The sequence below is a fragment of the Mesorhizobium sp. L48C026A00 genome (assembly GCF_000502375.1).
Classification (GTDB): Bacteria; Pseudomonadota; Alphaproteobacteria; order Rhizobiales; family Rhizobiaceae; genus Mesorhizobium; species Mesorhizobium muleiense.
Window position 1 is genome coordinate 144,780 of the sequence record NZ_AYWU01000004.1, and the last position, 23,650, is coordinate 168,429.

Genomic DNA, 23,650 nt, shown 5'->3' on the forward strand with positions numbered 1-23,650 from the left:
ATCCGGCAGTCGCAAAATGAAGGCCAACTTCGGCGCAATGGCTGCGTCGTCAATTCCTCTGCAGGCGCGCGAGCTTACCGTCTGGGTTGTCCCCGTGCCAGAGGCTCCGACCATCTGCCTGGCCGCCGAGCTGGAGCGCCGGTCAGATCATGTCGGCTACTTCCCTTGGGGTTTCTCACTCGATCACGGCACAGGCCTGACGCTTTCCGGCATTACCGGCAGGCTGGCTTTTGTAGTCGTCCTGTCCACCGTGGATCATCAATGCCTTGCCTCGTATCGCCGTTTCTCCACCATCCAGCTTGACCATGCTGTTGAAAACCTGGGCACGCAAAACGCCGTCGGCGCCGACCCGCTGATTTGGCATATCGCCCGCGTGCGGGCCTTTTTCGGCGAGATATCCATGTTCGGCATTCGTCGGATTGAAGTGCCCACCGGCCGAGTCATGGCCGGTCTGATGATCGCACTTTCCGGTCTCATGAACATGGAACGCAACCAATTCGCCCGCCGGCAGTCCCGTCACCTCCAACTCTATCAGCACACCCTGCGCCGTCTCGGTCAGCGTGGCCGTTCCATTCTTCTCGCCAGCCATGTTGACGAATTCGGCTTTCGCGGTCGCGGCGTCCTGCGCCGCCGCAGGCATCGCGACCGCCAGCGCCAATCCTGTTGCTGCAACCAATTTTCTCATCGACTCGGCCTCCGGTTGTCCAAGGCATCCAACAACAACGGCGCCTCTTCGTTCCATTTGGGAATTGAGTTTTTGTCTCCGGCACGGTCGATGTGCCTCTGTTATACCAATTCGAAGAGTTGCGCGGTTTGCCAGCCCGCAAGCAGTATGATGAGAGTGCCAACGAGCCTGAGAAGCGTCTTTTCTGCGATCGACTTCACCATCAATCCGGCCATCGGCGCTGCGATCACCCCGCCAAGGACCAAGCCGGCAACGGCGATCAGATTTTCTGCCAGCGCTCCTGCCTCCGCCCAATGGCCGGTCAATAACGCAAACAGGAAGGTCAGGGACACCGACAGCGTGGTAAGGAACTCGGTGGCATTTACCGTGCCAATCACGTAGCGGGGCGTCCCGCCAAAACCGAGAAGGCCCGTCGTCACGATGGGTCCCCATCCGCCACCCCCTGCCGCATCGAGAAATCCACCACCAAGCCCAAGCGGAGGCACCGCGGCTGCAGGGACCGGCTTGCTTGGTATCCGTCGGAAGGAACGGAACAGGAGCCAACCTCCGACGAGCGCAAGATATGTGGTCACATAAGGCTTCATGATGGCCCCCTCAAACGAGGTGAGCACAAAAGCGCCGAGAACGCCGCCGAGCACGCCAAACGGCATCAGCCGCCAGAAAAGCTTCCAGTCGATATTGCGGTGATAGAGGTGAGCCGAACCCGAGGCCGCCGTGGTAAACAGCTCGGCCGCGTGAACTGAAGCCGAAGCATGTGCAGGAGACACGCCGAACCCCAGTAGTGTTGTCGAGCAAATCACGCCGTAGGCCATGCCGAGAGCGCCGTCCACAGCCTGAGCTAAAAACCCTACGATCGCAAAAAGAAGGAATTCTTGCATTTGGCTCTCCAACAAGGCGCGGATGTACTCGATAAAAGAGGAACCCGCCGCCTACAACGCATGCAATCTTCATGCTTCCACAACTCACCAAACGCCTGGCATCGATAATGGGACGACGAACGGGAAACTGTCCACCCGCACCCTTCGAGCGATACAGCCTTCCACGGCGGCGCGTGGCGGTGCTTACTCACGACCAGTCGCGGCTCTCGACTGCCGTGATGGCTTTGTGTCGCGCTTTGGCGTCAGTTCCGCCCCGGTTTGGTCGTTCAATCGTTTCTTGAGGATGTCAATGAGGCTGACGGTGACCGCGATCACCGCAGGGCCGAGGACAAGCCCGGATGCTCCGAAAAGGACGATGCCCCCGATCGCGCCGATAAAGGCGACCACTGTGTGGAGCCGCAGCCGGCTCCCGACAAGCATCGGATAGAGCAGATTGTCGATGCCGGCGACGACGCCGCCGCCCCAGACGGTCAGGATCGCTGCGCTCGCCCAAGCCCCTTCCAGCGCGAGATAGATCGCTGCCGGCACCCAGACCAGGAATGCGCCAAGCACCGGCACGATGGCAAGAAGCCCCATTACCAGGCCCCAGAAGACCGGAGTCGGCAGGCCGAGCCACCAGAACATCAGACCGCCCAGCGTTCCTTGCACGACGGCGATGAGCACGGTGCCTATCAGGATCGCATGCACCGTCTCGGCAAGGCGGGACAGCAAATATGCCATCTCCGATGCGCGCAGCGGCGACAGACGCTCGATCCCGCGCAGGGCCGGTTCACGGTCCCGCAAGAAATAGAACAGCAGATAGAATGTCAGCACGAACATCACGGCCTGGTTGATCGAGCCGCGCAGCAGCGATGTGCTTTGTCCCGTCAGCCATTGTACAAATGCGGCGACCGTGCCGGCCGGATCGAGTTGGTTCTCGATCCATCCGGCAACCGCCGAAAGCCTGGGATAGCCCGACAGGAAGGCATCTGTGTTCCAGCCCCGGATGACCTCCTCCATGTAGGTGGCGCCGTTTACCGCCTCGCCAACAAGCTGCTGTGCCACGAAGACGAGCGGCAGGCCGACCGCCACCGCCGCGATGCTGACCGACATCAATGCAGCCAGATTTTGATTCCTGAGCCTTTCCTCGACCCGTCGATGAGCCGGATGCAGGACGATTGCCAACACCAGAGCCCAGGTCAATGCGGGCAAAAAAGGCAATGCCAGGCGGTAGCAGATGTACAGACCGATCGCCGTCGCGGCCACGATGCCGATCAATCTCATTTGTCTCATATCGGGCATCTGTTTCAGGTCGGGCATCTCTCGCCGTCTCGCAAACCAAGCGAGACTAGTGGATTCTTTGACGAAATGGCAGCTTCCGTTGCCGCACCCCTACTGCCAAGCCGCTGTCGAGTGTGACGAAAATGGTCGGGACATTACGCGCTCAGTGGGCTGTTATGCCGGTGGGCGCCCGTCCGGGCTGCCAGCACCACGGCCTGCCGGCGTGGATGCTCCGACCTACGGCCGTTTTTACAGCTCGCTCGCGGCAGCGCAGCTTCACAGGGCGGCCAAAAAGAAAAAAAGGCCGGACTGTTAAGGTCCGGCCAGGCATGAAGGTTCAAAACCTCCAGAGGGGAACGCGCCGGACGCAATGGGAGGAAAACATCCGACGCAATGCGCATATGGGTCGGCACGGATGACGTTTCAACGACATGGGCTGGGCCACATCAGCCGCCCTATAGAGCCACCCGGGCTCGGTGCTGCCACGAAACGAGCCCTGGCGTTCTCAGTCGATGTCGAAGGACACGCCTTGGGCCAGCGGCAGCGCCTTGGAATAGTTCACCGTGTTGGTGGCGCGCCGCATGTAAGCCTTCCAGGCGTCGGAACCGCTCTCGCGGCCGCCGCCGGTCTCCTTCTCGCCGCCGAAGGCGCCGCCGATCTCGGCCCCCGACGTGCCTATGTTGACGTTGGCGATGCCGCAGTCGGACCCGTCGACGCCGAGGAAGCGCTCGGATTCCTGCAGGTCGCGGGTGAAGATCGACGACGACAGCCCCGCTCCGACCGCATTGTGCTCGTCGAGCACGGCGTCGAAGTCCGAGTATTTCATCACGTAGAGGATCGGCGCGAAGGTCTCTTCCGTCACCGGCGAGACCTGCTTGGGCATCTCGATCAGCGCCGGACGAACGTAATAGGCGTCGGGATGGCCATTCTCGACCCGCGCGCCGCCGGTGACCTTGCCGCCGTGAACGGCGGCTTCCTTCAACGCATTCTGCATGCTGTCGAAGGCTGCCATGTCGATCAACGGTCCGACCAGCGCTGATGTCTCCAGCGGATTGCCGACAGAGACGCTTTCATAGGCCTTTTTCAGGCGCGGAACGAGTTGGTCGTAGACACTCTCATGCACGAACAGGCGCCTGAGCGTCGTGCAGCGCTGGCCGGCGGTGCCCATGGCGCCGAAGGCGATGGCGCGCAAGGCCATGTCGAGATCGGCCGTTGGGCAGACGATGCCGGCATTGTTGCCGCCGAGTTCCAGCACGGCGCGGGCAAAGCGCTTCGCAAGCCGCGGACCGACATCCCTGCCCATGCGGGTCGAGCCGGTGGCCGAAACCAGCGGCACATCAGGATGATCGACCAGGATTTCGCCGACGGCGCGATCGCCGATCAGCACCGAAATCAATCCTTCCGGAGCATCGCCGAAACGTTCTCCCGCACGCTTGAAGATCGCCTCGCAGGCGAGCGCCGTCAGCGGTGTCTTTTCCGACGGCTTCCAAACCACCGCGTCGCCGCAGACCAGCGCCAGCGCGGCGTTCCACGACCACACCGCGACCGGGAAGTTGAAGGCCGAAATCACGCCGACGACGCCCAGCGGGTGCCAGGTTTCCATCATGCGATGACCCGGGCGCTCGGTGGCGATGGTCAGGCCGTACAATTGCCGGGAGAGGCCGACGGCGAAATCGCAGATGTCGATCATCTCCTGCACTTCGCCGAGACCTTCGGACGGGATCTTGCCGACTTCGATCGACACCAGCCGGCCAAGCTCTGCCTTGTGCGCGCGCAGTTCCTCGCCTAGCAGCCGCACCAGCTCGCCGCGCTTCGGTGCCGGCACCAGCCGCCATGCCTGGAAGGCTTTATGCGCCCTGTCGATGGTCTCTGCCGCATCGGCCGGTGAGATCGTCTTCAGCGCGGCGATCTGCTCACCCGTCACCGGGCTGCGCACGATGAGATCGCCGCCTGAAAGCGCAGCCTCGGCAACGCCCAGTTTCGCCAGCAGCCCGGCTGTTTCGTTCGCAATAGTCATTTTCTTTCCCTTTCAGATCCCATCGCTCATAATGCATGTCGCCCAAAAGCATGCCCTCGGGCCCGACCCGAGGGTGCGCAGCGGTTTTGGGACAACGACATGCACCCTTGTGCCATGCCGTCCCTGCGCCGATCGGCACATCAGGCGCTGTCATGGCGTGGCATTACTCGTTTCAGGGAAAAATCGCCACCCCGGCATGGTCTAAGCCAAAGGCAGACCGTTGAACCAGCGAGTCGTCTCAGCGCGCTGTCTGCGCCGTTCCCCGCACGGCGCCTTCCTTCATGAGCCGGTCGATATGCATGCGGATATGGGCGGCCTCCGCGGCCGTATTGGCAAGCGCAATGGCGCGGTCGAAGGCGATGCGCGCCTCCTCACCACGATTGAGCTGCATCAGCAGTCCGCCCTTGAGGCCGAAAAAATGGAAATAGCCGGAAAGCCTTTGTTCCAGCGGCTCGATCATGGCAAGTGCGGCTTCCGGCCCGCGGACCTTGGCGACCGCGACGGCGCGATTCAGCGTCACCACCGGCGACGGCTGCATCTGCTCGAGCAGGCTGTAGAGCAGCTCGATCTCGTTCCAGTCCGTGTCCTCGGGCCTTTCCGCGCGCGCATGCAGGGCGGCGATCGCCGCTTGCACCTGGTAGGGACCGGGCTTGTGGTGGCGCAGCGCTTTGTCGACCAGCGCCAGCCCCTCGTCGATCATCTTGCGGCTCCACAGGCTGCGGTCCTGGTCTTCGAGCAGCACGATTTCGCCGTTCTCGTCGAAACGCGCCGGCGCACGCGCATGCTGAAGCAGCAAGAGCGCCGTCAGGCCCATGATCTCCGGCTCGGTCTGGAACAGCCTGAGCAGCAGCCGGGCCAGCCGGATCGCCTCCTCGCAGAGCGGCGCGCGCGCCGGCGCCTCGCCGCTGTTGGTCGAATAGCCTTCGTTGAAGATCAGGTAGACCATGGCGGCGACCGCGGCGAGCCGCTCGGAGCGCTCGACCGCACCGGGCGTCTCGAACGGCACGCCGGCATCGGCGATGCGCGCCTTGGCACGTGTGATGCGCTGCTCCATCGCGCTTTCACCGACGAGAAAGGCGCGGGCGATCTGCTTGACGCTCAGGCCTGAAACGATGCGCAGCGCCACGGCGATCTGCTGCGTCGCCGGCAGGTCGGGATGACAGCAGATGAACAGCAGCCGCAATATGTCGTCGCGGTAGTGCGCGCCGTCCAGCCGTTCGGCGATATCGGTCTCGGCATCTTCCAGATCGGAGATCTGGTGCTCTTCCGGCAGCGGCGCCTGCTTGGCACGCTTGCGCACCGCGTCGATGCCGCTGTTGCGGCCAACGAAGATCAGCCAGGCTGCCGGATCGCGCGGCGGGCCGTTTGTCGGCCAGTTCTTCAGAGCGCGCAGGCAAGCGTCCTGGAAAGCTTCCTCCGCCGCGTCGAGATCGCGGAAGTAGCGCAACAGCGCGCCCATCGCCTGTGGGCGGGCGGTGCTGATCGCTGTGCTGATCCAGGTAAGGTCGGTCATGCTGAAAACTTGGCGGGATTGAAGAGCGAAACCGGCCGTATCTCGTAGGAGCCGCCGCTCGGGTTCACCTCGGAAAGCTCGCGCGCAAAGTCGACGGCCTCGTCGAGATCGGCGCATTCGAGCGTGTAGAAGCCGAGGAACTGTTCCTTGGTCTCGGCAAACGGGCCATCGATGACGACCGATTCGCCCTTGACCTTTCTCAGCGTTGTCGCTGCGGTCGTCGGCAGCAGCCGCGCCACCGGGCCAAGCCGGCCGGCCCGAGCGTATTTTTCCTGCACGCCCAGGAGTTTTTCCATGACGGCATCGTCCTGTTCCTTGCTCCACGAGCAGACGACGTCTTCGGAGGCATAGCAGAGGATTGCGTAGAGCATGGGTGCGTCCTTTTCTCTGTCAAAGGACGAAACAGTAGGACCGATCCCGACACAACGTCGATAAAAAAATCATGTCCTGCCAGCACAATGAAGGCCTTTGGTTGCTCTGGTCGGTTCAGCTTTCCTGCGCCTTCAGCCATCTCAAAACGACGGCTTCTTCATCATCAAGGCCGGCTATCGATCGCTTCCGCTTGTTCGCATCCGCCATTTCGCCGAGCAGCCGACCTTCGGACCAGGCTTCGAAAACCTGTGGGTGGATATAACAGCTGCGGCAGATGGCGCGCGTGTTGCCCAGCCGCTCGGCCACCTTGTCGATGACGCCGTTCATCACCCGCTTCTGTTGTGCCTGGCTTTCGGGTCGTTCGGTTTGCGCAAACAGCGACGCAGCATTGATGGTGCCGCCCCAGGTTCGGAAATGCTTCGAGCTGAAATCGGCCCCCACCGTCTCCCTGATATAGCGGTTGACGTCGTCGGAGCGGATTGGTCGCCTGCTTCCGTCCTCGTCGAGATACTGGAACAGCTTCTGGCCCGGCAGATCCTGCGCCCCGCGCACGATCCTGGCGATCCGGCGATCGACGAGCTTCAGCTTCCACTCCTTGCCGGACTTGCCCTTGAAAGCGAAACGCAGGCTCGAGCCACTGATGTCGACATGGCGGTCGCGCAGTGTGGTCAGCCCAAAGCTGTTGTTGTCGCGAGCGTAGGCGGCGTTGCCGACGCGGATCATCGTGTTGTCGAGCAGCCAGACCACAGCGGCGACAACGCGTTCCAGCGGCAGGCCGTGACGGCGCAGATCGGCGTCGATCTGGCGTCGCAGTTCAGGCAGGCTCTCTGCAAAGGCAACCAGGCTCGAATATTTGACGCCGTCGCGCTCCTCGGCCCATTGCGGATGATAGCGATATTGCTTGCGTCCACGCTGGTCTCGGCCCGTCGCCTGGATGTGACCGTTGGCATCCGGCGCGATCCACACATCCGTCCACGCCGGCGGGATGGCGAGTGCCTTGATGCGGGCCATGGTGTCTGTGTCGACGCCCTGCCCGTCAGGCCCTTTGTACGAAAATCCCTTGCCGGCCCTGAAGCGGCGGATACCGGGCTCGTTATCGGTGAGGTAGGTAAGCGAGGCTCGATCGGCCGAGGCCTCTCCGCCATTCTTCGGCGCCCCGTTTTTTGGTGCAACCTCCTTGGCAGCCGATCGGCCAGACGACGACCCGGATTTGTCCAGCATGTCCTCTCCACGAGAAATTTTCCCGTAGATAAGCGCAGGAACGGCTGCTGGTTCCGCGTGTGGCTTTCAGAATGATGTCAGCGCACCGCATGTGCGTTCGACGGGCCGTCTCTCTGTCTACCTTCGGCGCCTACAAATCGATTGCGGCCTCGCTTGCCGTCATGCCTTTTCCAGCACGACCGGAATGACGTCGACAGCCTGCTCGCCGACCTGTCCGCCCGTCGTCTTCAGGACGCCGACGATCGGCGCTACATCCGAATAGTCGCGGCCGTGGCCAACGGTGATGTGGTCATTGCTTGCCCGCATGCCGTTGGTTGGATCGAATTCCTGCCATCCGGTGTCGCGCCCGCACCACACCTTGACCCAGGCATGCATGGCGTCGGCCCCTTCCAATCGCGGTTTTCCGCGCGGCGGAATGGTGCGCAGGAAGCCGCTGACATAGCCGGCGGGGATACCGAGGCCGCGCAGGCCGGCGATCATGATGTGCGAAAAATCCTGGCAGACGCCCCGCTTCAGGCTGAAAGCATCGCTCGCCCGGGTCTGCACCGTGGTCGCCTCGCCATCGTAGGTGAAATCGCGATGAATGCGATTGCACAGGTCCATGGCGGTACCGACGACAGAACTGCCGGCACTGCTCCGCGCATACCCCGTGATATCAGCGTCAATGCCGACATGGTCGCTGGCGGCCAGAAAGTGATGCGGTGTATCAGGCGACAGCGAACGCACCGCTTCGAGTTGGCTTCGCAGCCGGCGAATGTCGGGCGACACGTCAAGCCCGGGTTCCGGCCGCGAGACGGCGACGCGCGCGCTCATCCTGATGTCGAGCGCATCATGGGCATCGCGAAAGGCGATCGACGTGACATTGTTGCCGAAGAAATCGGAAAAGTCGGAGCGTTCGCTCGGCGCCGGCGCGAAGGACAGCGAAGCGGCGATCACCCGCTGCACGCCCGATATCGTCGGCGGCAGCACGCGCACCTGATGGCGGCCGCCGCCGGCTGCAGCATCATAGTCGTAACGCAGATTGAGTCTGATGTCGTAGAGCATGCCAGCCTCCGGGTCCCGTCCTTAGCCGAAATAGGCCTTACCCGAAATAAGCCTTGGCGAGGCGGTTATAGAGGCCGCCGATCTCGGTGGCGAGATCGTCCAGGGCCTTCGCCGTCATGTCCGCGGGCTCCTTGATGGCGATTGCCGTATTGAGCTGCAGTATCTCTTTCGCCGCCGGCGACATATGCCCCTCGCCGCCGACAGCAGGCAACAGCGCGATTTCGGCCTTCAGCCGCTCGAGCTGGAACAGGATGGAGCGCGGGTTGAGCGGATCGAGCACCAGGAGGTCGATCACCGTGCGCCTGCCGGCCTGCACCGGATACTGCCGCCGGTGGGTCATCACGCTGTCGCCGATCTCCAGCATCATGTCGAGCGCGCCTTCGGGCGCCGCAGCCCCGGTCAGCCGGGCCAGCGTGCGGGCGATCTGGATGCCGCGTTCCAACCGCCGGCCGATCTCCAGGAAGCGCCAGCCGGTGAAGCGATACATGTTCTCATGCAGCAGGCCGGAAAACCCGGCGAGCTTGCGCAGGATGACCGTCATCGCCCGCGTCGCATCATCGCCAGGCGCCACCGTTGTCGCGAATTGATGGATGGTCTTCGACAGATCCTTCAGCGCCAGCCAGCCGTCGGGCGAGAAGCGGTCGCGGATCTGTCCGGCGCTGTAGACGGCGCTGTCCAGCGTGCCGATCAGCCCCGGCGGGATCGCCGTGGCGACGTCGATGCCGAACGGTTCGAGATGGTCTCTGATATCGGCAAGCAAAGGCATGTCCGGGTCGGAGGCCTCGGCCAGCCGCACGTGATAGGCGCGCAGGATGCGCACCGTGCCTTCCGATCGCTCGATATAACGGCCGAGCCAAGTCAGGTTCTCCGCCGCGCGGCTGGGCAGGCTGCCTGGCGAGGTGCGGATGAAGCTGTCGTGCTCCTGCGGCAGCAGCGTCTCGCGCTCAACCGGCCTGTCGCTGACCACCCATACATCCGCAGCCTGGCCGCCGCGCTGCATGGCGATTGCGGTCGGGTCGAGCGAAAAGCCGACACGGGCAAAACCGCCGGGCATCACCGTCCAGCCTTCCGGCGTTCGCGCCAGATAGACGCGCAGGGCTGCCGGCCGCGGCTCAAGCCAGCCGCCGACATAGACCGGCGTGGTCGAAAGCGTCACTGCTTCCTGTCCGACGAAGGCGCCGCCGTCGCGTTCGATCCGGGCTATCAGTTCGGCCCGTTCCCCGGCAACCAGCGCCGAGCCCAGCCTGGTGCAATCGTCATCCTCGAAGGCAAGCCGCGTCGACAGCGCCGGACCGATCACCATGCGGTCGAGGTTGGCCAGCACATGGTCACGGTCGGCGTCCCGCCCGCACCACCATGTCGCGACGCTCGGCAAGAGAAGCTCCTCGTTGCGCAATTCGCGCGAAATTTTTGGCAGGAAGGCGAACAGCGCCCGCGTTTCCATCAGCCCGGAGCCGAGCGCGTTGACGGCTGAGACGGCTCCCCGGCGGATCGCCTCGACCAGCCCTGGCGTGCCGATCTGCGAATCCGGCCGCAACTCCAGCGGATCGGCGAAGGCGGCGTCGAGCCGCCGCCACAGCACGCTGACCGGCATCAGCCCGGAAACCGTGCGCACCATCAATCGACCGCCGGAGACGGTCAGATCCTCGCCTTCGAGCAGCATGATGCCGAGATAGCGGGCAATATAGGCATGCTCGTAATAGGTTTCGTTGAGTGGCCCCGGCGTCAGGATGGCGACACGACCGCCCGATCCCTTGGCCATGCCGTTAAGCGCGTCGCGAAAGCGACGGAAGAAGCCGGCAAGGCGGTGCACATGCATCTCGCCGTAAATGTCGGACAGCGCACGCGTTGTGGCGACGCGGTTTTCCAGCGCAAAGCCGGCACCTGACGGCGCCTGCGTGCGGTCGCCCAGCACCCACCAGCGGCCATCCGGTCCACGGCCGAGCTCGAACGCGCAGAAGTGGAGGAAATGGCCGCTGGCCGGTCTGGTGCCGACGACGGGGCGCAAATATTCCGGGCTGGCCGCGATCAGCCCCGCCGGCAGGATGCCTTTCTCGACCAGGCGGTTCGGCCCGTAGATATCGGCAATCGTTTCCTCGAACAGCTCGGCCCGCTGGACCAGGCCGGCACTGATCGCGGCCCATTCCTGCTCCTCTATCAGGAGAGGCACATGCGCCAGCGGCCATTCGCGCTCATTGGCGCCGGCCTGATCGTAGAGACGGTAATAGACGCCGGCGTCGCGCAGATACTGGTCGGCGCGGGCGAAGCGCTGGGCGAGCTTTTCAGGCCCCAGATCTTCCAGCGCCTCGATGAACTCCTTCCAGACCGGACGGGGATTGCCTGATGCATCGACCATCTCGTCGACGACGCCGTCGATCGGCTGGTAGTGCTCCAGCAAATTATGCGGCCTGCCGCGTATTTCCTGGTGATTCCCCTTTGCCATGGCTGATCAGAGTCTTGCAGGCCGCCGCAGGTCAAGGGTCATCGGGAAATCCTCAGAGGCTTGTTCGTCGCGCAGCACGTAGGCGGACGGCGTATGGCCGCGCGGCTCGAAGCGGGCGAGCCGCCGCGCCTCCGCTTCGTTGCCGTTGACCGGGAAAGTGTCGTAGCTGCGCCCGCCGGGATGCGCGACATGGTAGACGCAGCCGCCGATGGCCCGGCCCGACCAGCGATCGTAGATGTCGAAGACCAGCGGCGTGTTGACCGGCAGTGCTGGATGCAGCCCCGATGACGGCTGCCAGGCCTTGAAGCGGACGCCGGCCACCGCGATCTCTCTGGAGTCGGTCACCTTCATCGGCACGATGCGGCCGTTGCAGACGACCGCATGACGTTCCGGATTGAGCCCTTCGGTCTTCACCTGCAGCCGCTCGACCGAGGAATCGACGAAGCGCACGGTGCCGCCGATGGCGCCCTGCTCGCCCATGACATGCCACGGCTCCAGCGCCTGCCGCAGCTCCAGCTTGATGCCGGCATGCTGGACTTCGCCGCAGAAAGGAAAGCGGAATTCGAGCTGCGCATCGAACCATTCGGGACGGAACTCGAAGCCGTTCAGCTTGAGATCGTCAAGCACGTCGAGAAAGTCAGCCCATACATAATGCGGCAGCATGAAACGGTCATGCAGTGACGTGCCCCAGCGCACGAAGCGGCCATCGAGCGGGTTCTTCCATGCGCGGGCGATGATGGCGCGCACCAGCAATTGCTGCGCCAGGCTCATGCGCGCATTGGGCGGCATCTCGAAGCCGCGGAACTCGACCAACCCCAGCCGGCCGGTCGGGCCGTCGGGCGAAAACAGCTTGTCGATGCAGATTTCCGAACGGTGGGTGTTCCCAGTCACGTCGGTCAACAGGTTACGGAACAGCCGGTCGACCAGCCACGGCAACGGGGCGCTGCTACTGTCCGGATGCGGCACCTGCGCCATGGCGATCTCAAGCTCGTACAGCGAATCGTGGCGCGCCTCGTCGAAACGCGGCGCCTGGCTGGTCGGGCCGATGAACAGGCCTGAGAACAGATAGGACAGCGACGGACGTCGCTGCCATTGCAGGACAAGGCTTTTCAGCAAATCGGGGCGGCGCAGGAACGGACTGTCGTTGGGTGTCGCGCCGCCGACGACGACATGGTTGCCGCCGCCGGTGCCGGTATGACGGCCGTCGATCATGAACTTGTCGGCGCCGAGCCGCGTCTGCCGCGCCTCCTCGTAGATCGCTGTGGTCGTCGCCACGCAGTCCTGCCAGTTTGCAGCCGGATGGATGTTCACCTCGATGACGCCGGGATCCGGAGCCACGCGGATGACGTTGAGGCGCGGATCGTGCGGCGGGCCATAGCCCTCGATATGCACCGGCAGGCCGATAACCTTTGCCGCATTCTCGGCCGCCGCGACCAGTTCGAGATAGTCCTCCAGCGCCTCGACCGGCGGCATGAATACACAAAGCCGTCCGTCGCGCGGCTCGACCGACAGCGCGGTGCGCACCGCGCCACCGATCTCGGTAATCTCCTGTTCGACACGGTCCTGCTGGCCGGTCGCTGCGGTGAAGGACGCCGCCTGCTGGCGGCGCGCCATTTCGTCAGCGCCTTCAAGTTCGGCCGGGGCAGCCTCCGGCAAAGAAGCGGCTTCAGGCAAAATAGCCTCGCGCGCCGGCAATGGTCGGCGCGGCAGCGAAGGATCGACCGGCACGATGTAGGGGAACTGCGCCGGCGGCACATGGGGAAGCGTGCCGAGCGGCAGGCGGTAGCCGACCGGTGAATCGCCCGGCACCAGGAACAGCCTGCCGCGCCGCGTCTTCCACTTCTCCGAACGCCAGCGCGGTCCCGACGCCTGGCTGTTCCAGCGCTGGACAGGCAGTACATAGCCCGACGGCTTGGTCAGGCCGCGTTCGAACACCCGCGCCATGCGGCTGCGCTCCTCGGGGTCGTCCAGCTTCGAATTGGACGGATCGACATTCTCTGGCAGCTTGCCTTCCTTGAGCAGCCACTCAGCCGGGTCCTCATAGGCTTCGCTGACCATGGTGTTGTCGATGCCGAGTTCATCGGCAATCGCCGTCAGCAGGTTTTCAGCCTGCTTCGGCCCGACATCTGCTTCGCTGTTCTCCCGCGCGATCAGCGACGGGTCGCTCCACACCGGCTCGCCGTCGGCGCGCCAGTACAGCGAGAAGGTCCAGCGCGGCAGGCTTTCGCCCGGATACCACTTGCCCTGCCCGTAGTGCAGGAAGCCGCCGGGCGCGAAACGCTCACGCAGCCGGCGGATCAGCGCATCGGCCTTTTCGCGTTTTGTCGGGCCGACGGCGGCGGTGTTCCACTCCTCCGCCTCGAAATCATCGATCGACACGAAGGTCGGCTCGCCACCCATGGTCAGCCGCACGTCCCCGGCTTCGAGTGCGGCGTCGACCTGCCTGCCCAATGCGTCAAGCGCCTGCCAGCTTTCGTCCGAGAATGGCTTGGTGATGCGGGGGTGCTCGGCGATGCGGTCGACCCGCATGTCGAAGCCGAACTCGACATTGGCGAAGCTCGCCATGCCGGAAATAGGCGCGGCGTTGCGGAAATGCGGCGTGGCCGCCAACGGCACATGGCTTTCGCCGGTGAGCAGGCCGGAGGTCGGGTCGAAGCCGATCCAGCCGGCCCCCGGCAGATAGACCTCGCACCAGGCATGAAGATCGGTGAAGTCGACGGCGGTGCCGGGCGGACCGTCAAGCGCGACGAGGTCGGGCTTCAACTGGATCAGGTAGCCGGAAACGAAGCGCGCGGCGATGCCGAGGTTCCTCAGGATCTGTACCAGCAGCCAGCTCGTATCGCGGCACGAGCCTTTCTTGGCGGCCAGCGTTTCCTCCGGCGAAAAAACGCCGGTTTCCATGCGCACGATATAGGCGACCTCGCGCTGCAGGCGGGCATTGAGGTCGACGACGAAATTGACGGTATTGGTTGGGTGGCGATCGATGGTTTGCAGGAACGCCGACAGCAGCGGTCCAGCCGGTTCCGGCGTCCGGTAGATGGCGAGATCGTCGCTGATCTCTTCCGGGTATTCGAACGGCAAGGTCTCGGCCGCCGGCTCGACGAAAAAATCGAATGGGTTGTAGACCGTCATGTCGGCGACGAGGTCGACCTCGATCTTCAGTTCCGTCACCGGTTCCGGAAACACGAAGCGCGCCAGGAAATTGCCGTAGGGATCCTGCTGGAGATTGACGAAGTGGTTCGCCGGCCCGACCTTCAACGAATGGCTGAGCACCTTGGTGCGGGAATGCGGCGCCGGCTGCAGCCTGATGACCTGCGGGCCGAGGACGACCGGCCGGTCATATTTGTAATGAGTCAGGTGGTAGACGGCTGCCAGAATTGCCATGGGACCCCGAAAGTCGGCGTTTCAAACGAACTCGCCGAACCCTGACACAAATGCTGGCCATTCTCCAAGCAGAGATGTTGCGGTGCAACTAATTTAAGCAGCGTTGCTGGCCTCGGGGCCGGCTTAGAAAAACGCCTGCAATCCGGTCTGCGCCCGTCCGAGGATCAGCGCATGCACGTCATGCGTGCCCTCATAGGTGTTGACCGTTTCCAGGTTCTGCGCATGGCGCATGACGTGGTAGCCGATCTGGATGCCGTTGCCGCCATGCATGTCGCGGGCCTGGCGGGCGATGTCGAGGGCCTTGCCGCAATTGTTGCGCTTGACGATCGAGATCATCTCGGGCGCCATCTTGCCCTCATCCATCAGCCGCCCGACCCGCAAGCTGCCCTGCAGCCCCAGCGCGATCTCGGTCTGCATATCGGCGAGCTTCTTCTGGAACAGCTGCGTGCCGGCCAGCGGCTTGCCGAACTGCTTGCGGTCGAGGCCATATTGGCGGGCCCGGTGCCAGCAATCTTCCGCCGCGCCCATCGCCCCCCAGGAAATGCCGTAGCGCGCCCGGTTGAGGCAGCCGAAAGGCCCCTTCAGGCCCGACACGTCAGGCAGCAGCGCGTCCTCACCGACCTCGACGCCTTCCATCACCACTTCGCCGGTGATCGACGCGCGGAGACTGAGTTTGCCGTCGATCTTTGGCGCCGACAGCCCCTTCATGCCTTTTTCCAGCACGAAGCCGCGAATCTCGCCGTCATGCGCGCCCCCACTCTTGTCGGACAACTTTGCCCAGACGACGAACACGTCGGCGATCGGGGCGTTCGATATCCACATCTTCGAGCCGGAGATCCTGTAGCCGTTCGCCGTCTTCTCGGCCCGCGTCTTCATGCCGCCAGGGTCGGAACCGGCATCCGGCTCGGTCAGCCCGAAGCAGCCGATCCATTCGCCTGACGCCAGCTTCGGCAGGTATTTTTTGCGCTGCGCCTCCGAGCCATAGGCATGGATCGGATACATCACCAGCGACGACTGCACGCTCATCATCGAGCGATAGCCAGAATCGATGCGCTCGACTTCGCGCGCCACCAGGCCATAGGTGACGTAGTTGGCGCCGAGCCCGCCATATTCTTCCGGAATGGTGATGCCGAGCAGACCCGCTTCGCCCATCTCGCGAAAGATCCCGGCATCGGTCTTTTCCTCGAGATAGGCTTCCTCGATCCTGGGGGCGAGCTTGTCGGCGGCGAATGCCGCTGCGCCATCGCGCACCATCCGCTCGTCTTCCGACAGCTGGTCCTCGATCAGGAAAGGATCATCCCAGACGAATGCGTTCTTGTCGGCGGCCATGGCCTCGGTCTCCCAACTCTTGCATGTCGCCCAAAAGCTTGCCCTCGGGCCTGACCCGAAGGTGTCCGGCGGTTTGGGATAACGACATGCACAAACAACAACATGAATTGGGCGGCTTATCGGCTTCCGGTTCGAAAAAATCAAACGAAATTGCTTCGCCAACCAATGAGCGTTAGTAATGGATCATGAACGTGCAGCGCCGCCTTTTGCCTGGTATCAGCGCCCTTGCCGCCTTCGAGGCGGTGGCCCGGCTGGGCAGCTTCACCGCCGCCGCAAGGGAGCTCGATCTGACCCAGGGCGCCGTCAGCCGCCAGATCAGACTTTTGGAGGACCAGTTCGGCCGCCAGCTGTTCGAACGCGACAGCCGCAATGTCAGGCTGTCGACGGCCGGTGAGATCTATGCCGAAGCGGTGCGCGCCGCCTTGGGTCAATTGCGCGACGCAGCGGTTGGATTGATGAGCAATCGGCATAGTGGCATCTTGAACCTTGCGATCCTGCCGACCTTCGGCACACGCTGGCTGATGCCGCTCATCCCGGATTTCGTCGAAAGCAACCCTGATATCACCATCAATTTCGTCACCCGCATCGGCCGTTTCGACTTCGCCCGCGAGAGGCTCGACGCCGCCATCCATTACGGCCTGCCCGACTGGCCCGGTGCCGACTCGACGCTGCTGGTGCGCGAGACAGTGGCGCCGGTTGTCTCGCCCGAATTTCTGGCCGGCCGCGCCATTGCCACGCCTGCCGATATCGGCCGCCTGCCACTGCTGCATATGGCGACGCGGCCCGGCGCATGGACCGAGTGGTTCGAGCATCAGGGATTGAGCGTACCGACCGGGCCCGGCATGCAGTTCGAGCAATTCGGCACCGCCGCCCAGGCCTGCATGGCCGGGCTCGGCGTGGCGCTGCTGCCGCAGGTCCTCATCTCAGGCGAATTGCAACGGGGCCAGTTGGTGCCGGCGCCGGGCCGGCCGATGCAGAGCCGCAGCGCCTATTACCTCGTCGTGCCGCATGACAAGCGTGGCCATCCGCCGGTCGCCAGTTTTCGCGACTGGCTGCTGCGCCATGTGCCGCCGGAGAAGTAGCTACTTACGCTTCAACGCATCGGCCAACGCGGCGCCGAACGCGCCTTGCTGTACCGGCCGTTCCGGCTGGCGCTGCGGCGCCGGCGCTCGCGGCGCCGGTCTGTTGCCATTGTCGCGCGGCTTCGGTGTACCGCCGTCACCTTCCCTGCGCATCGACAGGCCGATGCGCTTGCGCTTGATGTCGACCTCGACGACACGCACCTTGACCACGTCGCCGGCTTTCACCACCTCATGCGCATCCTTGACGAAACGGTCGGCCAGTTGCGAGACATGCACAAGTCCATCCTGGTGCACGCCGATATCGACGAAGGCGCCGAACGCGGCGACATTGGTGACGGTGCCTTCCAGCAGCATGCCTGGCTTCAAATCCTTGATGTCGTCGACGCCGTCGGCGAAGGTGGCGGTCTTGAAGCCGGGGCGCGGATCGCGGCCGGGCTTTTCCAGTTCCGCCAGGATATCGCGCACCGTCGGCAGGCCGAACCGCTCATCGACGAAGACACGCGGATCGAGCGCCTTGAGAGCGGCACTGTCGCCCATCAGCGAGCGGAGGTCGCGTCCGCAGGCCGCAACGATCTTTTTCGCCACGCCATAGGCTTCGGGATGCACGGCCGAGGCATCGAGCGGTTCGGTGCCGTTGGCAATGCGCAGGAAGCCGGCGCATTGCTCGAAGGCGCGGGGTCCAAGGCGCGAGACCTTCAACAGGTCACGTCGGCTGGCGAAGGGACCCGCCGCGTCACGGTGCGCAATGATCGCCTCGGCCAGCGATGCGCCAAGACCCGAAACCCGCGCCAGAAGCGGCGCCGAGGCGGTGTTGAGGTCGACGCCGACGGCATTGACCGCGTCCTCGACCACCGCTTCCAGCGAGCGGCCGAGCCGGTACTGGTCGACGTCGTGCTGGTATTGGCCGACGCCGATCGACTTCGGCTCGATCTTGACCAGTTCGGCCAGCGGATCCTGCAGCCGCCGCGCGATCGACACCGCGCCGCGCAGTGACACGTCGAGGCCGGGGAATTCCGCCGCTGCCGTTGCCGAGGCGGAATAGACCGAGGCGCCCGCCTCGCTGACGATCACCTTGAGCGGCTTCGGCCCGGACTCGGCAGGCATGTCGGCCAGCATGTCTGCGACCAGCCTTTCCGTCTCGCGGCTGCCGGTGCCGTTGCCGATGGAAATCAACTCGACCTTGTGCAGGCGGATGAGTTTTGCCAGTTCGGCCTGCGTGCCGCGCACGTCATTCCTTGGCGGAAACGGATAGACCGTCGTCGTTGCCAGCAGCTTGCCGGTGCCGTCCACCACCGCCACCTTGACGCCGGTGCGGATGCCGGGGTCGAGCCCCATCGTGGCGCGCGAGCCGGCCGGGGCAGCGAGCAGCAAGTCCTTCAGATTGCGGGCGAAGACATGGATCGCCTCCTCTTCGGCCCGCTCGCGCAGATCCCGCATCAAATCGAGCGTCAGATGCAGCGACAGCTTTACGCGCCAGGTCCAGCCCGCCACCTCCATCAGCCAGCGGTCGCCCGGCAACTGGCGGCCGATGGCGTATGCATCGGCGATCATCCGCTCGACCGGCTTCACCGGCGACGCGTCGTCGGCATCGACTTCGATATCAAGCGACAGCACCTCTTCATTGCGGCCGCGCAGCATCGCCAGGGCGCGATGGCTCGGCACATTGGCCCAGCGCTCGACATGGTCGAAATAGTCGGAGAATTTCGCGCCGGCTTCCTGCTTGCCGTCGACGACGCGCGACCGCATGAAGGCGCGTTCCTTCATGTAGCTCCGCAGCCTGCCGACCAGATCGGCATTCTCGGCGAACTGCTCGGACAGGATGTCGCGCGCGCCCTCGAGCGCCGCCTTGGCGTCGGCCACCTCTTCAGTGATGTAGGCCAGCGCCAGTTCGCTGGGCGCCGCCGCGCGGTCGGCAAGGATGGCCTCGGCCAGCGGTCCCAGCCCACGCTCGCGCGCGATCTCGGCCTTGGTCCGGCGCTTCGGCTTGTAGGGCAGATAGATGTCTTCGAGTTCCGCCTTGGTGGCGGCCGCAGCGATCTTGGTTTCAAGCTCTTCGGTCAGCTTGCCCTGGTCGCGGATCGAACCGAGAATGGTGTCGCGGCGCGCATCGAGCTCGCGCAGATAGGCTAGGCGCTCGGCCAGCAGGCGCAGCTGCGTGTCGTCCAGACCGCCGGTGACCTCCTTGCGGTAGCGCGCCACGAACGGCACCGTCGCGCCTTCGTCCAGCAGTCCGATCGCCGCCGCGGCCTGTTCGGGCCGGGCTGTGATCTCGGCTGCGATGATTGCTGCGATGCGCTCGGATGCCATGTCGTTCCTGCTGTCCTGTCGAAAAGAGCGGCGACCATAGGCGCAGAGCGTCGCCCCGCCAACCTCGCTCTTTTCGACCGATCAGGAGTTCCACAGGAAAGCACGTTGGAAATTCGCATGGCAAGAATGCGCCCACGCCTGGATTTGCCCGTGCCCTTCAGACGTGCTCGCTGCCCTCATTGCCCTGCCGGGCATCTCTCCCCGTATAGTGACGGGGAGAAAGACGCCTTCGCAAAGGGTTTCGCCAACGACCAGCGTTGCAAAAAAATAGCGCCGCGGTGCGGCCAGCCCCCTTCTCCCCGTCACTATACGGGGACAAGGTGCCGGCAGCGGGGCAGCGCTGACATTGCCAGTCGGATACGATTGCCCTGCTAGACCATCCGGCTCAGCGCATCGAAGAAGGTGACCATATCGACATCGAGCGGCTCGTCGACCGGCTCAGGCTGCGACGACATCTTGGCGATGACCACCTCCGCCTTGGGATCGACGTAGAGCCACAGGCCGTGGATGCCGATACCGCAAAATGCGCCGCTGGCCGCGCCGGTCTGGTACCATTTGTTGCGGTAGCGGCCTTGCGGGAAGAGGAACGCCATCGCGCCACGCTGCCAGGCGTCCGTGTCTCCGCCTGTGCTGACAGTGTCGCGCACCCAGGCTTCCGGCACGATGCGGCGGCCATGGGCGATGCCGCCCTGCCGCATCATCTCGCCGACCCGCGCCAGATCGCGCGGCGTCACCGAAATGCCGCCGGCCGTGCGAGCAGTGCCGGCCATATCGACTGTCACCGAGGCTTCGCTCATTGCACCAAGCGGCAGCCACAATTTCTCGTACATCAACTCGGCGAAGCGCTGGCCGGACGCGCGCTCGAGCAGGATGCCGAGCAGGTCGGAATTGGGCGAGCGGTAGCGGAACGTCCGGCCATGCGGCTCGGCAAGGGGCTGCAGCGTCAGGATGAAGTCGGCCAGGCTTTCGGTGCCGCCGCCCGGATTCCACAGCGTCGCGCGGCGATAGCGGGCAAAGGCGCTTTCCGGATCGAGATAAGCTTCTTCGAAGTCGAGGCTGACGCTCATGTCGAGCACATGCCGCACGCTGGCATCGCCATAGGCCGAGCCGGCAGCTTCCGGCAGATAGCGGGTCACCGGCGCCTGCGGGTCGAAAACTCCTTCGCCTTCCAATATGCCGGCCAGAATGGCGGTCAGCGACTTGCTGATCGAGAAGATGATGTGGCGCGCGCCGAACTCCATATGCGGTGCGAACCAGTCGCCGACGAATTTGCCGGCTTTCATGATCGTCAGTGCGTCGGTGTCGGAGCGCTTGAGAAAGGCCGCAACGGTCTCGGCGCCGCCGGTCAGCGCGACCTTTTCGCCAAGCAGCCCGTCAAGATCCTGTGCCGGCGCCTCACTGCTGCTTGACGCTGCAGCGACACGCGCGCTCGGCACCAGCTCCCCGACATTCTGGAACGACCACCGGCTGAACGGGCTTTCGCGCCAGTTGCCGAGCAGCACCTTGTTGCGGGCAAAGCCATGTCTGGTCTCGAACGCGGTCTTACCGGTCATAGCTTTTCCTTCCGGTTTTTGGAACTTCGAGCCTGTTTCGAAATCAGATGGCCGCCAGAGTAGAGTTGCCAAACGGTCTCTAGGCCAGCGCGGCAGCGATCGCGTGGACGGCTTTCAGCGTCGCCCCCGAATAGGCGATGTCGGTGAAATCCGGGTAGCTCGAAAGCTTCACCACGACCATTCTCGTGTTCCAGTCGATATGGATCAGCTGCCCGAACACGCCCCGGCACATCAGCGCGCGTGAGCGCTGGTCCTCGATCCAGAACTGGTTGCGGTAGCTGCCTTGCGGCAGGCTGGGATTGAAGTCCGGTCCGTGCCTGCCGGTGCGCGTCGCCTCGATCCAGTCGGCCGGCACGACGCCGCCGCCATTGTCGAGGATCAGCTGGCCGAAACGGCCATAGTCGCGCAGCGTGGCGTTGAAGCCGCCATCGGCGATGGCGTAGCCGGCGCTGTCGACGGTGAAGCAGGCGCTTTCATCCGCGCCGAGCTTTTGCCAGAGTTCTTCCGAAACCAGTTGCGCCAGCCGCTTGCCGGTCACCCGTTCCATGATGAAGGCGAGCACGTCGGTCTCTATCGAACGATATTCGAACGCAGCGCCATGCGGCCGGCTTGTCTTCTTGAGCCGCAGGATCAATTCGAACATATGCGACGGCCACTCGAAGGCCGGGTCGCTGTCCGGCGGCACCGGCTTCCAGCCGCTGGCGACATCGACCTGGCCGATGTCGGAATAGCGGTCGGTGTATTCCTCGGAAAAGCGCACGCCGGTCGTCATGTCGAGCACGTGCTGCACGCTGGCGTCGGCCCAGCCGGTAGCTTCCAGCTCCGGCAGATAGGTCGTCACCGGCATGGCGGGATCGATCAGGCCGCGCCCGGCGAGTATGCCGAACACCGAGCCCGTGACTGACTTGGCCATCGACTGCGACAAATGCGGCGTGCGCTCGGTCATACCGTTGCAATAGCGCTCATAGGCGATCTTGCCATCCTTGAGCACGAGGAACCCATCCGTATAGGTTTCGTCCAGCAGCCCGGCCAGCGTCGAAGGCTGCCCCGTGCTGCCGCCCACCGGCAACGCGTCGAGATCGGCGTCGGCGCGCTCGAACCGGCGGCGATGGCCATTGCCGCGCCAGACTTCGACGGTCGGCAGGATTTCACGGATATGCTGGAACGCCCACCGGTTCCAGGGTCCCCTATCCCAGTCGAGCTTCGGCGGCACCATCCTGGGCGGTGAGCCCTGCATGATCGGCGGCCGCGGATCGGAGTTGCGGTAAGACTGCATGAGAATTTCCCTGCCGCCGCATGCCGCTCTTCCGTTCACTTGGATGAGGAGCGGTCTGCACAGCGGACGAAAAAGCCCCCGAATGGGCCTTTCGAGTGACGAACGCCCGACGCCATGGCGAAGGGCAGTGCCGGCAGGCCAGGTGAGGGGCGGCGCGAACGCTGCGAATTCAGCGCTACCCCTCATCCGGCCCTTGACCCGCCTTCTTCCCGCTCGCGCGGAAGAAGGCGGAGTGCCGCTATTTCTGAACGTCCGTCCAGATGCGCGTGTAGAGTTGCTGCACCTCGGGCGAGCAAGGGGTGAGGAACTCGCCCGCTTTCTCCAGTTCTGGCGGTACCACCAGTTCGGGCGCATCCTTCATGTCGGCTGGCATGAATGCCTTCGAGCCCTTGATGCCATTGGCATATTTGGCGAAGGCGGAGATCATGGCGGCGTTCTCGGGATCCATGATGAAGTTCATGAACAGCTTGGCGTTGTCGACATTCTTGGCATCCTTGAGGATGGCAACACTGTCCATGAAAAAGGGGAAGCCCTCCTTCGGGTAGCCGAACTTGATGTCGGGGTTCTTGATGCGCGAGCGCATGATGGCGCCGTTCCAGTAGTAGACGGCCGAATAGTCGCCGGCCGGTAGCTTCTCGGTCACGCTATAATCCATGGCCAGCCATTTCGGCTTGGCCTCCACCAGCTTGTCGCGCACCTTCTTGAGCAGTTCCTTGTCGTCCGTGCACCAGTCGCCGCCCAGATACTTGATGGTGGCGAACAGCACGTCGTTCATTTCCGGCGAGACATTGATCTTGCCAACCAGTTCCTTCGGCGGATCGAGGAAGATGGCCGAGGTGTTGATGTCGCCGTCATAGACCTTTGTGTTGACGCCGATACCGCTCACGCCCCACTGCCACGGAACCGTATAATGACGGCCCGGATCCCAGGGAACGTTCACCCAGCGCTCGTCGACATTCTTGAAGTTCTCCATCTGGTCGGGCCGGGCCTCAAGCAGAAGCTCTTCCTTCACCCAGATCGGCACGTAGTTGGCCGACGGCACCACAATGTCGAAGCCATGACCACCGGCGCGTACCTTTGCTAGCGCGGTGTCGTTGGAGTCGTAGTCGGTGATCGTCACCTTGACCTTATAGGTATCCTCGAACTTCTTGATCATCTCGGGGCTGGTGTAGTCGCCCCAATTAAAGATGTTGAGTTCGCCTTCCGCATACGCGCTGCCCGCAAAGGCAAACATTGCGAATACCGCCGTGGCAGCCGTGGTCTTCCATTTCATTGCTATTCTCCCG

General features: G+C 63.9%; 16 protein-coding genes. 1 reads left to right on the top strand and 15 read right to left on the bottom strand.

Annotated features, from left to right (window positions below; genetic code table 11):
• Positions 1-175 precede the first annotated feature (175 nt).
• The 11 genes from X738_RS51785 to X738_RS51835 form a co-directional block, all read right to left on the bottom strand.
• The gene (locus X738_RS51785) at positions 176-685 is read right to left on the bottom strand and encodes a superoxide dismutase family protein (RefSeq protein ID WP_023798003.1); all 510 of its coding nucleotides are present in this window, start codon (positions 683-685) and stop codon (positions 176-178) included.
• A gap of 101 nt (positions 686-786) precedes the next feature.
• Positions 787-1,563 carry a sulfite exporter TauE/SafE family protein gene (locus X738_RS51790; RefSeq protein WP_023798004.1) on the bottom strand — a complete coding sequence of 259 codons (777 nt, stop codon included), beginning with the start codon at positions 1,561-1,563 and terminating at the stop codon, positions 787-789.
• Between the two features lie 183 nt (positions 1,564-1,746).
• A complete protein-coding gene (locus tag X738_RS51795) occupies positions 1,747-2,826 on the bottom strand; it encodes an AI-2E family transporter (RefSeq protein WP_245277612.1) in 1,080 nt (359 codons plus the stop codon).
• Positions 2,827-3,328: 502 nt separating this feature from the next.
• Entirely contained in the window at positions 3,329-4,840 is a 1,512-nt protein-coding gene (amaB, locus tag X738_RS51800; protein WP_023798006.1) for an L-piperidine-6-carboxylate dehydrogenase, read from the bottom strand.
• 238 nt (positions 4,841-5,078) lie between these two features.
• Positions 5,079-6,353 (bottom strand): RNA polymerase sigma factor, encoded by a 1,275-nt coding sequence (locus X738_RS51805; protein ID WP_023798007.1) that lies wholly within the window; start codon positions 6,351-6,353, stop codon positions 5,079-5,081.
• A complete protein-coding gene (locus X738_RS51810) occupies positions 6,350-6,724 on the bottom strand; it encodes a YciI family protein (RefSeq protein ID WP_023798008.1) in 375 nt (124 codons plus the stop codon). The genes X738_RS51805 and X738_RS51810 overlap by 4 nt, the downstream gene beginning before the upstream one ends.
• 115 nt (positions 6,725-6,839) lie before the next feature.
• The gene (locus tag X738_RS51815; RefSeq protein WP_023798009.1) at positions 6,840-7,946 is read right to left on the bottom strand and encodes a DNA topoisomerase IB; all 1,107 of its coding nucleotides are present in this window, start codon (positions 7,944-7,946) and stop codon (positions 6,840-6,842) included.
• A gap of 159 nt (positions 7,947-8,105) precedes the next feature.
• Positions 8,106-8,990 carry a transglutaminase family protein gene (locus X738_RS51820; RefSeq protein ID WP_023798010.1) on the bottom strand — a complete coding sequence of 295 codons (885 nt, stop codon included), beginning with the start codon at positions 8,988-8,990 and terminating at the stop codon, positions 8,106-8,108.
• A 37-nt stretch (positions 8,991-9,027) separates the two neighbouring features.
• Complete coding sequence (locus X738_RS51825) at positions 9,028-11,433, bottom strand: circularly permuted type 2 ATP-grasp protein (RefSeq protein ID WP_023798011.1); 2,406 nt, start codon at positions 11,431-11,433, stop codon at positions 9,028-9,030.
• Between the two features lie 6 nt (positions 11,434-11,439).
• Positions 11,440-14,817 carry a transglutaminase family protein gene (locus tag X738_RS51830; RefSeq protein WP_023798012.1) on the bottom strand — a complete coding sequence of 1,126 codons (3,378 nt, stop codon included), beginning with the start codon at positions 14,815-14,817 and terminating at the stop codon, positions 11,440-11,442.
• Positions 14,818-14,940: 123 nt separating this feature from the next.
• Positions 14,941-16,146, bottom strand: coding sequence for an acyl-CoA dehydrogenase (locus X738_RS51835; RefSeq protein ID WP_023798013.1), 1,206 nt, complete (start codon positions 16,144-16,146; stop codon positions 14,941-14,943).
• A gap of 185 nt (positions 16,147-16,331) precedes the next feature.
• On the opposite strand from X738_RS51835, the gene X738_RS51840 reads away from it, so the two are divergent.
• Positions 16,332-17,228: a LysR family transcriptional regulator gene (locus tag X738_RS51840; protein ID WP_023798014.1), complete on the top strand. Its 897-nt coding sequence runs from the start codon at positions 16,332-16,334 to the stop codon at positions 17,226-17,228.
• Here the strand turns inward: X738_RS51840 and X738_RS51845 are convergent, their stop codons facing one another.
• The 4 genes from X738_RS51845 to X738_RS51860 all read right to left on the bottom strand — a co-directional run bounded on the left by X738_RS51845 (position 17,229) and on the right by X738_RS51860 (position 23,637).
• Entirely contained in the window at positions 17,229-19,535 is a 2,307-nt protein-coding gene (locus tag X738_RS51845) for a Tex family protein (RefSeq protein ID WP_023798015.1), read from the bottom strand. It abuts the gene before it with no gap.
• Positions 19,536-19,906: 371 nt separating this feature from the next.
• The gene (locus X738_RS51850) at positions 19,907-21,088 is read right to left on the bottom strand and encodes a serine hydrolase domain-containing protein (protein WP_023798016.1); all 1,182 of its coding nucleotides are present in this window, start codon (positions 21,086-21,088) and stop codon (positions 19,907-19,909) included.
• Between the two features lie 79 nt (positions 21,089-21,167).
• A complete protein-coding gene (locus tag X738_RS51855; protein WP_023798017.1) occupies positions 21,168-22,364 on the bottom strand; it encodes a serine hydrolase domain-containing protein in 1,197 nt (398 codons plus the stop codon).
• Between the two features lie 238 nt (positions 22,365-22,602).
• Positions 22,603-23,637 (bottom strand): ABC transporter substrate-binding protein, encoded by a 1,035-nt coding sequence (locus X738_RS51860; protein WP_023798018.1) that lies wholly within the window; start codon positions 23,635-23,637, stop codon positions 22,603-22,605.
• Positions 23,638-23,650 lie beyond the last annotated feature (13 nt).

Coding starts and splice junctions, on each gene's coding strand:
- X738_RS51785 (WP_023798003.1), bottom strand. CDS start 685: ATGAGAAAATTGGTTGCAGCAACAGGATTGGCGCTGGCGGTCGCGATG.
- X738_RS51790 (WP_023798004.1), bottom strand. CDS start 1,563: ATGCAAGAATTCCTTCTTTTTGCGATCGTAGGGTTTTTAGCTCAGGCT.
- X738_RS51795 (WP_245277612.1), bottom strand. CDS start 2,826: ATGAGATTGATCGGCATCGTGGCCGCGACGGCGATCGGTCTGTACATC.
- amaB (WP_023798006.1), bottom strand. CDS start 4,840: ATGACTATTGCGAACGAAACAGCCGGGCTGCTGGCGAAACTGGGCGTT.
- X738_RS51805 (WP_023798007.1), bottom strand. CDS start 6,353: ATGACCGACCTTACCTGGATCAGCACAGCGATCAGCACCGCCCGCCCA.
- X738_RS51810 (WP_023798008.1), bottom strand. CDS start 6,724: ATGCTCTACGCAATCCTCTGCTATGCCTCCGAAGACGTCGTCTGCTCG.
- X738_RS51815 (WP_023798009.1), bottom strand. CDS start 7,946: ATGCTGGACAAATCCGGGTCGTCGTCTGGCCGATCGGCTGCCAAGGAG.
- X738_RS51820 (WP_023798010.1), bottom strand. CDS start 8,990: ATGCTCTACGACATCAGACTCAATCTGCGTTACGACTATGATGCTGCA.
- X738_RS51825 (WP_023798011.1), bottom strand. CDS start 11,433: ATGGCAAAGGGGAATCACCAGGAAATACGCGGCAGGCCGCATAATTTG.
- X738_RS51830 (WP_023798012.1), bottom strand. CDS start 14,817: ATGGCAATTCTGGCAGCCGTCTACCACCTGACTCATTACAAATATGAC.
- X738_RS51835 (WP_023798013.1), bottom strand. CDS start 16,146: ATGGCCGCCGACAAGAACGCATTCGTCTGGGATGATCCTTTCCTGATC.
- X738_RS51840 (WP_023798014.1), top strand. CDS start 16,332: ATGAACGTGCAGCGCCGCCTTTTGCCTGGTATCAGCGCCCTTGCCGCC.
- X738_RS51845 (WP_023798015.1), bottom strand. CDS start 19,535: ATGGCATCCGAGCGCATCGCAGCAATCATCGCAGCCGAGATCACAGCC.
- X738_RS51850 (WP_023798016.1), bottom strand. CDS start 21,088: ATGACCGGTAAGACCGCGTTCGAGACCAGACATGGCTTTGCCCGCAAC.
- X738_RS51855 (WP_023798017.1), bottom strand. CDS start 22,364: ATGCAGTCTTACCGCAACTCCGATCCGCGGCCGCCGATCATGCAGGGC.
- X738_RS51860 (WP_023798018.1), bottom strand. CDS start 23,637: ATGAAATGGAAGACCACGGCTGCCACGGCGGTATTCGCAATGTTTGCC.